The following is an 18,343-nucleotide window of genomic DNA, read 5'->3' as shown; positions in this document are numbered from 1 at the left end:
GTTCCACTCCTCTATTTGATGCCCGAATGAGCCATCGTATTCAGCACTCTGCGTTGGAATAGCAGGAAGACGACCAAATTCGGAACGAACATTATCAATCCCGCTGCAGCGGCAACCCCTTGGCCGACCACGTTGTTGGCCAACCCGTTCGTTAACGTCAACGTGTAATAAGGGAGGGTTTTCATGGATTCGGTGAAGGTGAATAGCGCCGAAGTTTCCGTCTGCGACCATGACCCTTGGAACGCGAGTATCCCGATGGTGGCAACCGCCGGCATGCAGATCGGCAGCGCAATTCGGAAAAATACGACGAATTCCTTCGCCCCGTCGATTTTCGCGGCTTCGATCAGCTCGTTAGGGATTTGATCCATAAACTGCTTCATCAAGAAAACGCCAACGGGCGCGGCAAGAAGCGGCAGCACATGAACCAAGTAGGTATCCATAATCCCCAGATTAGCGATGACCAAATACCGCGGAATAGCTACCGTCTCCGGAGCAAACATAAGGGCAATAATCGTAAAGGAAAAAAAGAGTTCACGGCCTATGAACCGTTGCTTGGCAAACGCGTAAGCCGCCATCGAGCTGACGAAAATCGTTCCCGCTACCGTAAGTACGGTCGTCAGCACGCTGTTGAACAAGTAACGGGAAAACGGAATAACCGTCGTCTGCGATTTCAGGATCAGCTGTTGAAAATTGAACAACGTCGGTTGATTGGACCAAAATCTGGGCGGATACAGAAATAATTCGCTAATCGGTTTAAACGCATGATTGATAATAAACACGATCGGCAGCAGCATGAACAGCGCCAGCACAGTGAGCCCCAGCATGGTAAATGCTTGAAACGGATCGAGCTTTCTCAGCTCCACCTTATTCATCTCCCTTCGCGGCGAATAACCGGAAAGACAGCCTGGAGGTTCCGTAGACGAGAAGAAGCAGCACGACGGACAACGCCGAAGCGTATCCAAGCTCGTAACGGATAAACGCATAGTCTTCGATATGGTTGGTTATGAGATGACCGGAGTATTGCGGCGTTATCGGCGAACCGGCCAACAAGGCTCCGATCGATCCCGCCTTCAGCGTCCCGACAACCGACATGATCGCTCCGAACAACATCTGCGGTTTGATGGACGGAATCGTAATATAATAAATTTCCTGGAGCCTGTTCGAAATTCCGTCGATTGCGCCTGCCTCGTACAATTCGGTATTTACAGTCTGCAGGCCGGCCAGCATAGCCAGGAATCCTACGCCCATGCTTGCCCACAAGGAAACGACGATCATAATGTTCATGAAATATTGCGGATCCTGAAGCCATAATTGCGGCTCTCTCACGATACCGGCCGACAGCAGGAAGTTATTCAAGTAGCCGATTCGGTCGCCGTTGAAGATGACCAGCCATACGACCGACATGGCAACGCCTGCGGATAAGGAAGGCGTGTAAATCGCTATGGTGAATAGATCGCGAATCCGCTTGGGAAGCTGATGAATCAACCATGCCAGTAAAAAAGAAAGCGCATACCCTAAAGGACCGACGATAATCGCAAACTTGAACGTGTTCGGAATCGCATTTTGCAGAAAGATGCGGTCCTGCGTCAAAATGGCCAAAAAGTTATCCCATCCAAGGAACGTCGGCCTAGAAATGGCATCGAACGAGAAGAACGCCAATCCGTTCGCCAATACGATGGGAATAACGATAAAGACCGTGAAACAGATCATAAAGGGAGCGATGAAAAGATAGGAAACCCGCTGCTTCCATAGCGTAGCCAGTATCGCCTGCCGCCCTCGTTTGATTGATGATCCGGAATTCATGGGGTTCCTCCTCTCCACGGTTGAGTAATCTGCGGAATATCAAGCGTACGCAGCACTTCGCCCTCTCTGTTCCTCAGCCCGAACTCGACCTGCTTCCGCATCATTTCCCGATTGATATCGATAACCGCTTGTTCCATGACGACGCGCGGATTTTGCCGCTCTAGCACGACTTTGTTCCAAGCGATCTCCAGATGCCTGCCCGTAAAATACCCGCCTGGAAGCTGAGGAATTTCCTTATACCATTGGAGCTGCTCGCTTATCGTCTTTAGGTCTTGCTCCGGCCAAGGCAGGAGCTGGAAGGCTTCCCTATTCGCCGTATTCCAACGATACTCCGGTCCGTACAACGCTTCGATGTCATTCCCAAAGCGCAGCTGGGTGTCCGTGGAAGTCCACCATTTCAGAAACTCCCATGCGTCCTGCTGCTTCTTGGACTTCTGAAAGATAACGCCGGACTGCAGAACCCCGCCCGACCATCGAACAATCGTCCCGTCTGCCTGTTTAACGCCGGGAATCGGAGCGATCTTCCATCGTCCCGCAAGCTCGGGGGCGGCGAACTGAACTTGCAGATAGGCATTGAAGTCAACGACGCCAATCGGGATATCGCCAATTCGGAAGTGACTATAGAAACTAGGCACCTCCTTCGGCATTTGGTACAAATTGAACATATCCGTCCATTGCTCGAAGCCTTCCAGAGCTTCTTCGCTGTCCAGCGCGGAGCTCAATCCGTCGGCTGTGTAGTAGGATGCGCCATGCTGATACAGGAACGGCAATCCGTCCTTAGGCGGAATGTAGAAATCGAATCCGTTCTGCTGAAGCGTCGGCAGCATCCGCAGGACATCTTCCCATGTATCCGGGGGAGTTAAGCCCAATTGATCCATGATATCCGTGCGATAAAGCAGAACATTGAAGCCTTGTATTTCGGGCAATGCATAATCTTTCTTGTCGTAATGAAACACCGATAACGCGCCGGGTTGGAAACGCTTGGCGACCTCGTCATAATCGGAAAATTGGGATAAGTCCGTCAATGCTCCGCGCGTGGCAAAGTCGATCGGCATGGCCGCATCGACGCCCAACGCCACATCGGGCTGTCTGCCCGATAGATTGCCCAGAATAAACAGCTGCGGATCAGGCACGATATTGATATTAACCGGGATGCCGGTTTTGGCCGTGAACTCTTCATCCGTCAATTGTTGAATCACGTTAACGTAATCCCGATTTCGATTGACCCAGACGTCAATCGCATCGGGCTTGTCGCGTACATTATCGGAATCGTTCGTAAAGGATCGAAAGAACCCCCCCAGCAAATGCCCTGTACGTTGCGACCAATTGGATTTGATCTTGGGAAGCTGCGCGCCGGGCTCGGCAATCCAGAGATAATCCAGCAACAGCGGCTGATCGAGCATACGAAACGTCCACGTCCCCAAATTGTTCTGTATCGTCGCGAATAGATTCAAGCGATTCGGAATCGTTCGCGGATGATCCCGCAAATCAGCCAAATCCCTGGCAGCCGCGTTAAACGCATTCTCGATATCCGATCGCCCCACGGTTACATCGGCAAGCATGCCCGACAATTCGGATAAATCCTCAATAATGACCGCCATTTGCTCGTGGAGACCGGGAATGTATTTCTCCAAATCCCAATCCCGATTAAGGTCCGTATTTCCCCCTGTACGATAAGATTTCTCGAAGTTGCCCGTAATCTTGCGTATCGTCTGTTCCAACTTGCCAATCTTCTGCAAGTTGCGCAGCAGCCCTTCGTAAACCGGCATAACCGGAGAGGAACTAACCGTCATTCTGATCGTGTGCTTCCCTTGCGTCAGACGAATCGGCAAGGGCTGATCCTCTTCATCCGACAGCGTCAATCCGTCCCAGCTCCATGATGAATTGTAAGGGAAGCCGACCTGCTGCAGCTCCTTGAACGGGGACTTGCCATCGATCGTAATGGTCCTGTAAGCATAAGCATTATTGGAGTATGCCTGTAAATATTTAAAGCCGATATGGTAAATGCCGTCTTTAGGCACATTGAATTCCCACTCTATCCATTCCCCGCTTCTGCGGAACTGGTCGCCTCCGATCGTGTTGTAACGAATATGACCATCCGTTGCCGGAGAGATCAGTGCGCTATCCGTCGATTGCAATTGAATCGACGTATTCGATTTCAGCGAAACTTGCTCGGCTTCAATTTTCTGCATCCATTCGCCTGACGCTGGCGTTACTGCTTCGGATTGATCCTTTTCCTGAGTTGGAGAATTTGAACTTACTGGATCCTGAGGCGATACGACATAGAGTGCCTGCAGTTTTATGGCATCCCGACCGGATACAACCCGAATCGTGTGCGTTCCCTGAGTGAAATACCATTTCAAGGGTCTCGGGTCAACCGAATAGTCGGTGAGCAAAACGTTTTTCCAGCCTTTCTCCTCAACGGAAGTGGGTCTCCGATCGTTATCGAATTCATCTCTTACCGGTGGATAAACGCTGTCCGAATAATGCCGTTTAAGTACGATACGTTGGGCCTCGACATAAGGAGATACTCCGTCGACCTGAATTCCAAGCCCTAAATCGGTCTTATGATCATCGGCGCTATCGTAGATCAACCCTATGTTGTAATAGCCATTCTCCGGCAGATCCACCTTCCATTCGATCCAACCTTCTCCTCCCTTTGATAACCAGCCTGCGTCATCCGCCAAAGGTTCGTATTTCTGCGAATCGGACATGGCCGAATTGTCGTCGGCATGCAGAAAGAGAGGCTGATTCAGCAAGCTTGAATTCTTTGCACCCGACGGCGGAAACGCTAGCCATTGCAAATAGGTAGGCATTCCGTCGGCTTGCTCAATCGGCAGCGATTTGGGTTCCTTGTGAGGGTCCCCCCTCACGGTCTGCATAGGTGTTGGACTAGTAAACGAGAATAGGAGAATGATAGACAATAACGCGGCTTTCTGGTATTTCCAACGCTTCAGCATATTAAAGCCTCCGAGTGTTTATCGAAGAAAAGCGCCCGATTCATATCAAGGCCAACGTCAATCTTTTCTCCCTCTTCAAATCGGGAATTCGGATCGACGCGCACGACGATTCTCTGCTCTTTGTTGTTTGTATATAAATAAGTATCCGAGCCTAACAATTCCTTGATTTCAATAATGGCTTCGAATACGTTCAACTGCAGTTCGGGCTTCGCCAAATCTTCATTCCGATAGAGCAGGTTTTCCGCCCGAATGCCAAGAACGATCGGCTTGCCGATAAATCCGTTGTCGCGGAGGAATTCGCTTTTATCCTCCGGTACGCTCAGCCTGTGTTTGCGAGTTTCAAAGAAACAAAGCCCATCGCGAATCCGTACCGTTCCTTCTATGAAATTCATTTGCGGCGATCCGATAAAACCGGCCACGAACAGATTCGCAGGCCGTTTGTAAATTTCCTCCGGCTTGGCTACCTGCTGAATAACCCCGTCCTTCATCGCGACGATTCGCGTTCCCATCGTCATCGCCTCTACTTGATCATGTGTAACGTATACCGTCGTCGTACGCAGCCTGCGATATAACTTCCCGATTTCTTCACGCATTTGAATACGAAGCTTCGCATCCAAATTCGACAAGGGTTCGTCCATGAGGAATACTTCGGGTTCGCGGACAATGGCCCGCCCCAAGGCAACGCGCTGTCGTTGTCCGCCCGACATTTGCTTGGGCAGCTTATGCAGCTGCGATTCGATATCCAATACTTTGGCGGCGCGGTTCACGCGCTCGTGAATTTCGGCTTTCGGCAGCTTGCTCAGTCTGAGGCTGAAAGCTATGTTCTCGTATACAGTCATATGCGGATAAAGCGCGTAGTTCTGGAAGACCATGGCGATATTGCGTTCCTTGGAAGAGATATAATTGACGATCCTGTCGCCGATATAAATATTTCCTTCCGTTATATCCTCCAAGCCGGCCAACATCCGGAGCAAGGTGGACTTGCCGCAGCCCGAAGGACCGACAAGCACCAGAAACTCGCCGTCTTCAATTTCCAGGTGAAAGTCTTTAACAGCTACCCGCTTCTCCCCGGCGTATTGTTTATGAATGTGTTGAAACAATACTTTTGCCACCGTTGCTACCCCCTTATGCTTCGCCAAGCTCCGGATTTACCCGGAGCTTAACGTCATCTTCGCCGCTGCTAAGCTTTTCTTTATTTGGCCAGCTTTTGCTGCAGGATTTCGTTTACCTTCTGCATTCTGGACGGGAAGAAGTCGTGCGCGCTGATCTCTTCCTCATAGGCTTTTGCTCCGAAATCTGTGAAAGTTTGCGAGAGTTCTTGACTCGCGGGGATGAACCTTGCCGGATCGAAACGGGTAATTCCCGGCGTATACTTCAATACCTCTTTATCGAAGCCTTCATATACCTTCGCATTCGCGAACGCTTCAACCAATTCCGGGTCATCGGAGTTCGGGAAGGAGCCGCCGAATTCAAACAACGTTTTCTGCCCTTCCTTGGTCGCATCCCAGAATTTGATCAATTCCCAAGCCGCTTCTTTATGCTTACTGGCTTTCGATATCGACATCGGGCTCAACCAGCCGAAATTAACTTGCTTGGCTGTCCCTTTAGGCATAGTCGCAATATCCCATTCGAATGGGAATTGTGCTTTGAAGCCTGGGAGAACAGGGCCGATGGCTGTGAAAAATAACGACTGGCCAATATGGAACGAATTCATCTCGATTTTGACTTCGGCTGCGCGTTTCGTATTTAAGAGGGATCCGTCGTTAACCATCAAATCATGAAAGAAGTTCAAATCATCCAATACTTCGGGTACGGAACCGTCGGCCAGATTTTTCGAGAAATCCTCATTCATCGCCGCCATGTTAGGCGCATGCCCATTTGCCATCGGCATTGCCATCGATACGAAGTTATACCACCATACGCTGTTCGCTACGCCGAAGTGGCCTGCCCCCGGATTGGTAGCGGCTTTAGCCATCGTTCTGAAGTCTTCCCACGTCCAATCCAGCTTCGGCTTCTCCAGGCCGTACTGCTTCAATAAATCTTTGTTGTAAAGGATGAAGAACCCGTCATTGCCGCGGCTCAGCGCGTACAGCTTGCCGTCTCTCTTGAAGTTGTCCAAATACCCTTCGCGATACGGATAGCTTTGGAATTCCGCATCCTTCTCGGCGTAAGGCGTTAAATCTTCGATTAGCTCCTCTTCAATTGCCCGATCCAGTGAAGTATTCCAGATCACATCGAGCGGTTGTCCCGCCGCAATGCTTTTAATAAGCTCGTCTTCGCCATTCTCGGCATAAACGCCCTCTACCGTTATCCAAGGAAATTTCTTGGTGAACGCTTCGAACATTTTAGGCCAATCCTGATTTTCCGGCGGAATGACCCAACCCACTCTTAGCGTAATGGGCTCATGTGATTCAGACGTTGCTTGCGATTCTACCGGACTTGGCTCGGATGGCTTGGTCGGTTCCGTCGTACCCGTGCTTTGCTGCGGTTCATTGTTGCTGTTGCAAGCCACCATAACCACGGTTAGCAAGCAAATTGTAAGCACTTTCATAACATTGAATAACCCGTACTTCGTCATAGTCTACTCTCCCCTTTTCGTTTGAATTGATCTTACCAAATAACCGAGATTCGTCCTATCCTTTATTGATATACGTTGGATATATCCCACTGCTCATCGGCTGATCCAAAGAGGATATCCGTGAAATAATAATTGCCTCCGGGTGTCTTCGTCTTGGTGAAGGCTACTGGGAGCACGAACAGTTCCAAGAGTTCTTCCCCCTTCTGGACTTGAATGTCCAGTACGTGTTTACCCTCGGCAAGCTCAATCTCGAATAATCTGTGCATATAGCTTCGATGATAGCCTGGGACAAAATCTCTCATTTCATGATCTTCCAGCACGTTTTCACCATTCAAATGCACTTTAACAGGGAACGGGGTACCCACGATTAACCTGACATTGCGCTTGCGCGGGTTGATCAACAGAGTCTGCGCTTTATAAATTCCAGGCTCTTCCGTTCCCAGCAGCTTGGAGAAAGAAAGCAGATTGCCGGGCACGACAGCTTCGATAGCTTGCGTGCTGCTTGGCCCCCATAGCTTCCAATAGCCGGCCGATAGTAAAATAAAGCGGACGGTATGACTATTCCATAGAGAATTGTCGTGCCAACGATGAATATGGAACGAAAGTTCGTAGAACGGCTGTCTATCGCCGCCCGTCTCGATGACCGTTTCCCATTCCAGCTTTTCACCTGGCTGGAGCTGATAATGGGGGGCTTTTTCCGTACTCCATGAGGACGGAGCTTCTAACCCCAGCTTCCCCTCCCACATTTCCTTCGATTGGTTGCTTAGTGTGAGGATCAGTTTTTTCCGCTCCGTCATTCCGACGGTTGGCCCGCCGTGCCCATAATCTATCGAAACTTCCAAGCCTTGATTTAACGCGGCTCCTTCCGGAAGCAGGTAACGATTAACGCTCACACTCTGCTCCAGAAGTCCGCGCGGATTATAGTCGCCGATCCATTCGCCAGGGATGCGTATGATATCCTCCTCAACATAAGTAGCACTGCGACTATCAATCGTAACCGGAATATTCCATATGGCGATGACCTCTTTACTGACTTGAAGCGTGCGTCTAGTAAGCTCATCGAGATCGGCGGGAACGGCGAACCCTTTAATCTGCGGGCTAACGACAACACTATGCCCGATCGGTTTGACCCATCGTTCCGGTATGCTTTCAGCTCCGCCAATGATTCCTAGAATCGCGCCTAACGTTGCGGCGGTGCAATCCGTATCATAGCCGCAGTTGGCGGCCTTAAGGATACAATCCCCGAAATCCGTGCCGTAGATCCAGCCAAGAATCGTAAAGGCGACATTCTGGGGGGCATCCGTGAAATTGTAATTCCCATATTTGCCCACGATCATTTCCCGTGCTTCGATCCACGATTTCCCTATTTCCTTGCAATGAAGGATATCCTTAACCGCATTCGCAATCCGGCATTGTTCCGGAATAAAAGATAAGCCGATTTGAATCAGTCGGTCTCTGTCGGATTCGAGAAACGCAGCGCTCTCGATTGCCGCAAAGAACATTTCGCCGTATACGCCCTCACCTCCGGCATGATCGACAATCGCGTCCTGATAAGCGTAATACGCCGCCACTCCCGGCGCCCCGGGCGCCACCATTGCCCATATTTCCGAGCGAATGGGCGATCCCATGCAATCGGTAAACGGATTGTTGAACCATCCGCTTACCGGCGCTTGCAAACCATAGCGCAAGTTCGTGAGGCTATAACCGTATTCGTCAAAGGGGAAGAAAACGTGTTCGACCCATTCCTGTCCCAGTTCCTTTGAAGTGATTCTTGCGCCATACTGCTCCAGCGCATGCAGCCAGACGAGTTGCAAATCGAGATCGTCGTTTGCAGTGGGCTTATCCGGAATTTCAGGATAGAAAGTCAAATTCAACAATTCAGGCTTTCCCTCGTCATAGCCTCCCAAAGTACCGCCGACATTTTTGCCGAGCCATCCACCGAATACTTTGCGATAATAATCTTGTTCATTTAATACGCTTTTTTTCAATCCGCTCACCTCCCTATATGTTCACTATTTACAACTCATCATCACCATCTCGTCGAATGGATTGACTCAACAGGCGACTCTTCTGTAGAATTGTAAGTGTTTTCATTATAGGACTTTCAAGTTCAGAACAACATTGTCTGGATTAATGTTTCCTTGGTGAAGAATGTGTAAAGAGGGAGGGGTCGCGAATGGATTACTTTTCCTTAAATGGACTTTCCAGACTAGACGTGAAATGGTCGCGAATGTACAATATTGACCCAAACTTCTTGATCCCGCGAGCAAATCCGCACTATGAATTGATCATGGTTGCGGATGGTCCTGTATTCATTCAGGTCGGACAAGAGAAATATACTTTGAACGGCGGGGACTGCCTGCTCTTATTGCCTTGGGAGGAGCATTTTGCCTGGAAGCCCGGAGGCGGAAGCTTCTTCTGGGTTCAATTCACGTCCGATCCGCCTCTTGAATTAATAGATGCCGGCGATAATTTAACCTCGCTGCTTAAGATTTGCCATACGAGTTCAAATTTTTTACGCACCTCCACGAACGAACAGGCAGGGAAACTGATCATTCCCCGTCTTTATACGCCGTTTCGTCGGTATGAATGCATGCATACGTTCGAAATCATGACCAACGAATTCACCAAACCGAAAGGATATTACCATTATCGTTTAAATCGCTGCTTGGCTAAATTAATCGAAATATCCGCTGAAGACTTGCTGGAGAAAGTCATGTCCGACATTAACCTGCCCGCATCCATCGTGACTTTCCAACGGCTCGTGGAAATTTTGAACGAAAGCTACATGCTGGAATGCACCGCCGCGTCGATCGAGAGAATGCTCGACCGGAAATACGAGTATCTCTGCAACATCTTCAAGAAATATTCCGGCATCACGATTAACCTGTATCTGCAACAGCTTCGCATACAGCGAGCGAAGTATTTGCTTCGGGAAACCGAGAAGTCCGTGCAGGATATCGCCTTTGAATTAAGCTTCGAGAACCCTCTGTACTTCAGCAAAACATTCAAAAAGCTGGAAGGTTTATCGCCATCGCAATATCGCGCAAACTATCAAACCGTCTTATATGCGACTAATTCGTCCTCAACAAAAACAACAGCTCCTAATCTAATTTAGATAGGAGCTGTTCGTTGCAAGTTTCACTAATCGAGAATAAAGCCTTTAAAGTCCACTTTTGATGACGATCCCGTGAACACTTCCAAATAATATAAGCCTAAATCCAATTGATCGATGATCGTCTCCTCACCGTCCAAGCTTCGGTTGTTGCCGTTTATTTTGACATAAGTATCCGGCGAACTTCCTTTATAGGCCCTTAGCGTCAGCTTCCGTCTGGCGTTAACGAAAACCCATGCGGACATGATGTTCCTATCGGTTGTGTCCGCCTTCGTATGTTCCACGTAAACTTTAAAACTATCCGTCGGCGCCTCGGGTATTGTCAACCAGTCGTCGGGTACGCTGTCTTTGATTTTCTGACTGGAATAATCGATTTTGGTGTACCCGTCCGCGACGATCGTACGAGGGGACAGACAGGAGAACAGAACTTCCGCTTCATACCGATGACCCATGTCTCCGAAGTGCAGCCGGTCCGAAATGATCTTCTGCACGCTGATAGAGGAGTACAGTAGGAAGGATTCCGTATATTTGTTCATATCGACGAGCTGGAGTCCGTACTTCTCCGCTAGCTCCCTCTTCACTTCGTTGGCTATGCTCGCGACATGTTCGCTCGTTCTCATCGGATAGTCGTCCGCATATTCCGTTTTCACCCCGGGTTCGAGTATCGCTTGAGTTGTCAGCAGAAAAGGTTGGATGTTCTTCGAGTAGCACCAGTTAATGATTTGTTCGATAGATCCTTTGAACCCGTCTCGATAGGCTTTTTCGTTCGGATAGAGAAGCCGGTCGTTGATGCCAAAACCAATTCCGATCATCCGCGTGTCATGATAAGCGGACGTTACGCCATACTGTTCCTCCAATATCGTTACTGCCCAGCTAGCATTCGTTCCGGTAAAACCCGAGTTATAGATGCGCAATACCTCGTTGTTCGCAGCTTGACGAAGCAATTCCTCCAGCTTCTTCGAGAAGGCGTTCGGCGAAGCGCCGTCTACTCCAATCGTATTGGCCACCCATCCCGTCGTATTCGCGCCGTCGACCGTACTGTCTCCGAAAAAAGCAATCGGGAACTTGCTTCCCTGCAACCATTCCGTCCATGCATCGTTAAACGTACATATTTTTTGCGGGATCCGAGTTTCGTTAGATTGCTCTACTGGGTTTGTCTGCAAGGCTGTACCTCCCAAAATTGTTGTTTGAAGTTGATCATGTTTTTATCCTATCAGCTTTTGGAAGGATTAAAAATGAACTGGGTTAAGATTTACGGGCCGTCAAAAATTTAATTCCGCTCACGCAGGAAACAAAGGCAAACAAACGCAGCCACTGCAAGTACTCCGCATACAGCTAAAGAGACGGCAAACGCTCTTGCATAGTCCGACAAATCAGCACTTCCCAAAGGCTGTCCCAATGAAGCGGAAAACAAAATACCGATCAACGCCACTCCGAGCGAATTGGACAAATACATAAACGTATTAAACAAACCCGAGCCTGTTCCTGCATCCTTGGACGGAACCGTGCCCAGTACGACTCGAGTAAGAGGAGTTGTGACAAGACCAAGCCCCAAGCCGTACACAAGCAGAAGCACAAGGTATTGAATACTCAATAGATGTACCGAATCAATATGAAGCAACCAAATAAATAAGAAAAAACATATCCCCGATACCAAGGCCCCTATTTTCAGCACAATCATTCCCCACCTGTTTATCATTCGCGATGACAGCAGAGAAGTCAGGAAAAAGCCGCCGCCCAGAGGCAGAAAAACGAGACTCGTCCCTTGTGCATCAAAGTGCAGGCCGAACTGCAAATAATAGGTTAAGAGAAAAAAGAAGGAGAACATGCTGAAATAGGTCAAAACGGCCGAAATCATCCCTATCCCGAATAAACGCCGTTTGAAAATGGTTAAATCAACAAGCGCGGTCCCCTCCCCTTTTTGTTTGCGAATCTCAAATGCGATAAAGGCGGACAACAATAAAAGCGATAGGATCAGACAGCCCCATATCCAAAACGGCCAGCCCTGTTTTTGCCCTTCGGACAATGGATAAACGAGCAGAAACAATCCTCCTATAATTAATAAGGTGCCGATCCAATCGATTTTTTGCGGCCTTCCGCCGCTCGACTCCGACAGAAGCGGCAAACACAGAAGGACAAGGATGCCGAAGGGGACATTGAAGAAAAAAACGGTCCGCCAACCAAGATCGTACACGTTCCAATTGACGAGAATTCCTCCCAGGATGAGACCGAATGCGAACCCGAATCCCATCAAAGCGCCGTAAATACTGAATACAAGCCCCTTTTCCCGCGGCAGAAAATTAACCTGCATCATGGATAACACCTGGGGTTGGATAAGTGCCGCGGCGAGCCCTTGTACAATCCGAAAGACAATCAGCAAAGTTGGGTTCGAGGTCAATCCAGCGAGCATGGCCATAATCGTAAATCCGCTCACTCCGATAAGCAGCAGCCGTTTTCTCCCGTAGATATCGCCAAGTTTCCCGCCGACAATAAGCGCTACAGCCAAACTGAGAGAAAAGCCGGCGACGATTAGCTGTGCATCGGAAAAACTGGCATTCAAGCTATCTTGTATAGACGGGAGTGCGACCTGAATCATATAGGTGTTCAAGGAATTAAGCAGTACGGGCAGAAGAATAACCGCCAGCGCGTACCAACGCCGCGGATCAACCTGCAGCTGAAGTTTATCGTCTGCTTGCAATGTAATTGATGGATGATTTGCCAAATTGTATTCCCTCCTCAAATGCCCACCGGTTTATTAAATCCGGCAACTATCATTATCATTCACCTTGATTTTTTTCTCTACCTGCCGAGGGAGACCGATTCCCTGCTAAGGGAGAAAACTTCAATTCCCTATTGATGGAGCTTGCTTGAATGTAAATTGCGGGATACAGTAGAATTCAATTATGTAAATGCCAAGGAGGTGATTTTGCGATGTTATTAAATATCACTACGATTCATGAATTATTTGATCAATTTACGAGAATGGTCGAGGGACACGTTCAGCAAAGCAATCAGGAACAGCGGCTTACCATTCCCGCTCATATAGGCAAAGGATTCATGACCAGGACGCGAATTCGTCCGGGTATGGAAATCATGATTACGGATATTACGTTCGAAGAAGATATGAAGCTTCAGCTTCAAGAATCCTGCCAGCTGTTTGAATTGAGTTATTGCGTAAGCGGAGAAATGAATTACGAATGGAACGGCAAGAGGAGTCTTACAAGCTCAAAAACAGGCAATGTTACTTTTCTGGAAGATGTTCGGGTTTATGAGGAGAAGAAAGCAGGCATCCGGAATCAAATGGTGGAAATCAGGCTGACCCCGGACGAGCTGTTGTATTATGCAGGGGATTTGACGGAGAAACGGAAAATGGAAACCTGGCTTAGCCATTATCGCGGAAATATCGATCGTTATCCGGACACTCCAGCCATCCAAAGATGCGTTTCGGACATGATGAATTGCACGCATCTGGGAACGATGAAACGGCTATATCTGGAAAGCAAAGCGCTTGAATTTATTGCATTGTTTGGCGAATCGGACGAATACGGGACTGTTGGCGGAAGCATGACGCTTCGCCATGACGATAGGGCCAAATTGCAGCAAACCCGCGAATTAGTGCAGCATCATTTCGAACAACCGTTATCGATCAGGGAGTTGTCCAGGCGGGTTGGAATGAATGAATTCAAGCTAAAAAAAGGGTTTCGCGAATTGTTTGGGATGACGATCTTCGAGCTTGTGCGTCAAAAAAGGATGGAGAAGGCCCTTGCGTATATAGAAGCAGAACGATTGAACATTGGCGAAATCGCAGCTTCTGTCGGTTATAGCAACGCCAGCAATTTCACAACGACCTTTCGCAAACAATATGGCTGCAATCCAAGCGAATACGTAAAACGAATTAGTCGAGCGCAAGCTCCAGCAACACTTTCGTAATCGTCGTCTTCGTGATTCTCCCGATCACTTCCAACTTGTGCGGATCGCCCGGAACGCTTGCAGCGTTCACGACAGGCAGGCTGTCCACCTCGTAGGAAATCATTTTGCTGGCGGCGGCGAGCAGCCGCTCGTCGGGCATGATCGTGTGAATATTCGGCTGGCGGGTCATAACAAGGCTGATCGGCATCGAAGCCGCGGCAGCGTTGCCGATCGTGATCCGCAGCAAGTCCTTGCGGGATACGACGCCGGCTAGGCAACCCGCCGCATCGATCACGAACAGGGTGCCGACATCCTCCAGGAACAGCGAGACGACCGCGTCTCCGACCGTCGCGGTCTCGGGGATAACAACGGGCGCGGACTGATAGTCTCCTACCCGCATCTCAAACAGGCGTTCCAACGACGCCCCTTTCTTATGTACAAAACCGCTGCCCAAGGTGTAACCCACCTTGGGCTTGGCTTCTAAATATTCGAGCATGACCAGCATAGCCAAATCCGAACGGATCATGGGCCTTGTCAAGTTGAGCCGCTCGGCGATTTGCTCGCCGGAAATCGGCTGATCTTCCTCGACGATCTTCAATATTTGCTGTTGGCGGGATGTCAGTTCGATGGCGATTGCCCCCTCGTCTAACCTTCATCCCTATATTCTATCAAACCGCGGGCAACGATGAAACCGAGCTCGAGGATTTCGCCGCGTCTCCTTGCGGACGGCCATACGCGATCGCCGCCTGAGCCGCCGCAATACGCGCCATCGGCAAGCGGAACGGCGAACAGCTCACGTAGTTCAGTCCGACGCGGTGGCAGAAGAAAATCGACTCCTTGTCTCCGCCGTGCTCTCCGCATATTCCCGTTTTGAGCTCGGGCTTCTCCGCTCTGCCGGAGGAGACGCCCCATTCGATCAGCTTTCCTACGCCGTCGGTATCCAGCGATTGGAACGGATTGACCTGCAGCAGCTTGTGATCCAGGTAATGCGTAAGGAACTTTCCTTCCGCATCGTCGCGACTGTAGCCATAGGTCATCTGAGTGAGATCGTTCGTGCCGAAGGAGAAGAAATCCGCATGCCGGGCGATTTGACCGGCGGTCAGCGCCGCCCGCGGAACTTCGATCATCGTTCCTACCTTGTACGCGGCGTCTATTCCGCCCTCTTCTTCCTTCACGCGTCTAGCCGCATGATCGATACGATTGCGAAGAATCTCCAGTTCGTTCACATGGCCGACCAACGGCACCATGATTTCCAATTCGACCGAAATTCCGCGCTCCCTGCAGCGGGAAGCGGCTCTGAAGATCGCCTCCGCCTGCATATCGTATATTTCCGGATGAACGAGACCGAGCCGGCACCCCCGCAAACCGAGCATCGGATTCACTTCGGCCAATGACCTGACTTTACGAAGCGTTGCTTCAATCGCCTTTTTCTCGGCTTTCTCGGCTTCGCCGGGCTCGACCGTATCCGCCAGTTCCTCCAGCCGTTTCAGCAGCTCCTTCTCCTGCGGAAGAAACTCGTGAAGCGGAGGATCAAGCAGCCGAATCGTTACCGGCAGTCCGTTCATCTGCTCGAACATTCCCTCGAAGTCCGATTGCTGCATAGGAAGAAGCTGAGCCAACGCCTTATTGCGCTCCGCGTCGTCGTCCGCCACGATCATCCGTTGCACGACCGGAAGACGGTCCGGCGCAAAAAACATATGCTCCGTCCGGCACAGTCCGATGCCTTGCGCTCCGAACTGCCTGCCCGTCCGGGCATCGTCAGGGTTGTCGGCATTCGCGCGCACTTCCAACGTGCGTATCGCATCCGCCCAGCCCAATAGCTCCGACAGCTGCTCGGTCATCTTCGGTTCGCGAAGCGGGACCTCTCCGACGATTACGCGGCCGCTGGCGCCGTCGATCGTTAGCAGATCTCCTTCCTTGACCGTTCGAGAACCTACGGTCATCTGTCCACGCTCCTCATCGATATCGAGACTTTCGCATCCGCATACGCACGGCTTGCCCATGCCTCTGGCGACTACGGCGGCATGGCTGGTCATGCCTCCCCTGCTTGTAACCACACCTTCAGATACCAGTACGCCATGTATGTCTTCCGGCGTCGTCTCGGGACGAACGAGCAGTACCTTGATCCCGTCTCTGCTCCACCGCGCCGCGGTGTCCGCATCGAAAGCCGCCCGCCCCGATGCGGCTCCGGGAGAAGCGGGCAGTCCCGTAGCCAGCACGTCAGCGACCGCGCTCTCGTCGATGCCGCGGTGCAGGAGCTGGTCGAGGTGGGACGCCTCGATTCTTTGGAGAGCCTCTTCCTTCGCGATGACGCCCTCCTTGACCAAATCCACCGCGATTTTGACAGCCGCCTGCGCGTTCCTCTTGCCGTTTCTCGTCTGAAGAATATAGAGTTTGCCTTTCTCGACCGTGAATTCGATATCCTGCATGTCTCTATAGTGATTCTCCAGCCGCTTCGCCACCCGCAGCAGCTCTTCGTATGTATCCGGCATGTCGTTGCGCAGCGAAGCGACAGGCTGAGGCGTTCTCGAACCCGCGACTACGTCCTCGCCTTGGGCGTCGATTAGATATTCCCCATACAAGTCTTTCTCTCCGGTGGACGGATTTCTCGTAAACACGACCCCGGTACCGCAGTCGCTTCCCAGGTTGCCGAACACCATGCTCTGAATGTTAACGGCCGTTCCCTGATCGTCGGGAATCCGGTTTAATTGGCGGTAAAACTTCGCGCGGGGATTATGCCACGAGCTGAAAACAGCCTGAATCGCCAGGCGAAGCTGTTCGTGAACATCCTCGGGGAACGGCCGGCCGGCCCGGGCAACAATGCATCCCTTGTATTCCTCGATTAATTCGCACAGCCCATCCGCCGACAACTGCTGGTCCGTCTCCGCTCCGCGCGCCGACTTAACCCGGCTTAGTATTTTCTCGAAACGGAACCCCTCGATCCCCAGCACAACCTCGCCAAACATCTGCAGCAGCCTGCGGTAGCAATCGTAGGCGAATCTAGCATTGCCGGTCTGCCGAGCCAATCCTTGCACCGTCTCGTCGTTGAGCCCCAAGTTAAGCAGCGTATCCATCATTCCCGGCATCGAAGTGACGGAACCCGAGCGGACAGAGACGAGCAGCGGATTGTCCGCGTTGCCCAGTTTCTGTCCTTTGCGTTCCTCCAGTCTCCTCAGTGCGGACTGCGTCTCCTGCCACAGTTCCTCCGACAATCCTTCATTCCCTTGAAAATAAGACAGACATGCGGCCGTTGAAATTGTAAAGCCGGGAGGCACCTGAAGCCCCGCGCGCGTCATCTCGGCGAGATGGGCCCCTTTGCCCCCCAGAACGCTTTTCATGCTTGCATTGCCTTCATGAAAATCAAACACTTGCTTAACGCTCATACCCGTTCCCCTTCCGATTCTCGCCTTGACATTCCTCGCTATCGCATACGCCGTAGAGCTTCTTGAATCCGTTCGTCGGCAACGTGCCGATCATCGACGAACAATATTTACACAGTACGATTCCAAGTTCATTAGAAGTTACACTTGAAGATATTGTGTCATCATAATTGACCATTCCCGACATTAATACCACCTCGTTGAATTTAATGTATTTTCAATATAAGTCACCAATCGAATTTAATCAATATATAATACTCATATTATTGTTCTAATTTCGTTATTTATGACTCATATTAAATACCCAAATTGATAACTAACCTGGCAAAATGACCGTTTTTGAGCCTTGGCAAACGCCAAAAAGCTCCTGAACCGTCGCAAGGACATATTCCGGAGCTTATGTTTGGTAAGATTTTAGTTTCGTTAATCCAGCTTAACCTTAATCACAGCTTTCTTGACCCGGGCAGCCTCCCGAACCTCCCCCCCCCCCCCCCCCCCCCCCGGGGCTCCCCCGGGAAGAGAGAGCCGAAAAACCCCCCCCCGGGGGGGGCCCTCTTCCACCCCCCCCCTGCCACGTCCCGTGCCCGTGCCGGGGCGA

12 protein-coding genes are annotated in these 18,343 nt (G+C 50.6%); 2 read left to right on the top strand and 10 right to left on the bottom strand.

Annotated elements, in window-relative coordinates:
• Window positions 1-11: 11 nt before the first annotated feature.
• The 6 genes from DFP98_RS00070 to DFP98_RS00045 form a co-directional block, all read right to left on the bottom strand.
• Window positions 12-872 (bottom strand): carbohydrate ABC transporter permease, encoded by an 861-nt coding sequence (locus DFP98_RS00070; RefSeq protein WP_116058519.1) that lies wholly within the window; start codon window positions 870-872, stop codon window positions 12-14.
• Window positions 865-1,803 (bottom strand): carbohydrate ABC transporter permease, encoded by a 939-nt coding sequence (locus DFP98_RS00065; RefSeq protein WP_116058518.1) that lies wholly within the window; start codon window positions 1,801-1,803, stop codon window positions 865-867. The genes DFP98_RS00070 and DFP98_RS00065 overlap by 8 nt, the downstream gene beginning before the upstream one ends.
• The gene (locus tag DFP98_RS00060; RefSeq protein WP_116058517.1) at window positions 1,800-4,763 is read right to left on the bottom strand and encodes an extracellular solute-binding protein; all 2,964 of its coding nucleotides are present in this window, start codon (window positions 4,761-4,763) and stop codon (window positions 1,800-1,802) included. The genes DFP98_RS00065 and DFP98_RS00060 overlap by 4 nt, the downstream gene beginning before the upstream one ends.
• Complete coding sequence (locus DFP98_RS00055; protein ID WP_116058516.1) at window positions 4,757-5,875, bottom strand: ABC transporter ATP-binding protein; 1,119 nt, start codon at window positions 5,873-5,875, stop codon at window positions 4,757-4,759. The genes DFP98_RS00060 and DFP98_RS00055 overlap by 7 nt, the downstream gene beginning before the upstream one ends.
• An 80-nt stretch (window positions 5,876-5,955) precedes the next feature.
• Window positions 5,956-7,341 carry an ABC transporter substrate-binding protein gene (locus tag DFP98_RS00050; protein ID WP_116058515.1) on the bottom strand — a complete coding sequence of 462 codons (1,386 nt, stop codon included), beginning with the start codon at window positions 7,339-7,341 and terminating at the stop codon, window positions 5,956-5,958.
• A gap of 62 nt (window positions 7,342-7,403) precedes the next feature.
• Window positions 7,404-9,329, bottom strand: a complete 1,926-nt coding sequence (locus tag DFP98_RS00045; protein WP_181917395.1) for an ADP-ribosylglycohydrolase family protein — start codon at window positions 9,327-9,329, stop codon at window positions 7,404-7,406.
• 188 nt (window positions 9,330-9,517) lie between these two features.
• Between DFP98_RS00045 and DFP98_RS00040 the strand changes: the two genes are divergently transcribed.
• A complete protein-coding gene (locus DFP98_RS00040) occupies window positions 9,518-10,459 on the top strand; it encodes an AraC family transcriptional regulator (RefSeq protein ID WP_116058513.1) in 942 nt (313 codons plus the stop codon).
• Between the two features lie 26 nt (window positions 10,460-10,485).
• Here the strand turns inward: DFP98_RS00040 and DFP98_RS00035 are convergent, their stop codons facing one another.
• Window positions 10,486-11,619 (bottom strand): SGNH/GDSL hydrolase family protein, encoded by a 1,134-nt coding sequence (locus DFP98_RS00035; RefSeq protein ID WP_181917394.1) that lies wholly within the window; start codon window positions 11,617-11,619, stop codon window positions 10,486-10,488.
• A gap of 107 nt (window positions 11,620-11,726) precedes the next feature.
• Window positions 11,727-13,178, bottom strand: a complete 1,452-nt coding sequence (locus DFP98_RS00030; RefSeq protein WP_116058511.1) for an MFS transporter — start codon at window positions 13,176-13,178, stop codon at window positions 11,727-11,729.
• Between the two features lie 209 nt (window positions 13,179-13,387).
• On the opposite strand from DFP98_RS00030, the gene DFP98_RS00025 reads away from it, so the two are divergent.
• Window positions 13,388-14,386 (top strand): helix-turn-helix transcriptional regulator, encoded by a 999-nt coding sequence (locus tag DFP98_RS00025; protein ID WP_116058510.1) that lies wholly within the window; start codon window positions 13,388-13,390, stop codon window positions 14,384-14,386.
• Here DFP98_RS00025 and DFP98_RS00020 read toward each other — a convergent pair.
• Both DFP98_RS00020 and ppdK read right to left on the bottom strand, forming a co-directional pair.
• Window positions 14,352-14,999: a helix-turn-helix transcriptional regulator gene (locus DFP98_RS00020; RefSeq protein WP_116058509.1), complete on the bottom strand. Its 648-nt coding sequence runs from the start codon at window positions 14,997-14,999 to the stop codon at window positions 14,352-14,354. The two genes, DFP98_RS00025 and DFP98_RS00020, sit on opposite strands and share 35 nt — an antisense overlap.
• A 34-nt stretch (window positions 15,000-15,033) precedes the next feature.
• Window positions 15,034-17,748: a pyruvate, phosphate dikinase gene (ppdK, locus tag DFP98_RS00015; protein WP_116058508.1), complete on the bottom strand. Its 2,715-nt coding sequence runs from the start codon at window positions 17,746-17,748 to the stop codon at window positions 15,034-15,036.
• Window positions 17,749-18,343: the final 595 nt, after the last annotated feature.

Source organism: Cohnella phaseoli (assembly GCF_003386235.1).
In the GTDB taxonomy this organism is placed as follows: domain Bacteria; phylum Bacillota; class Bacilli; order Paenibacillales; family Paenibacillaceae; genus Cohnella; species Cohnella phaseoli.
The sequence above is the reverse complement of the archived record's forward strand: the minus strand, read 5'-3'. Positions and strand labels throughout refer to the sequence as shown.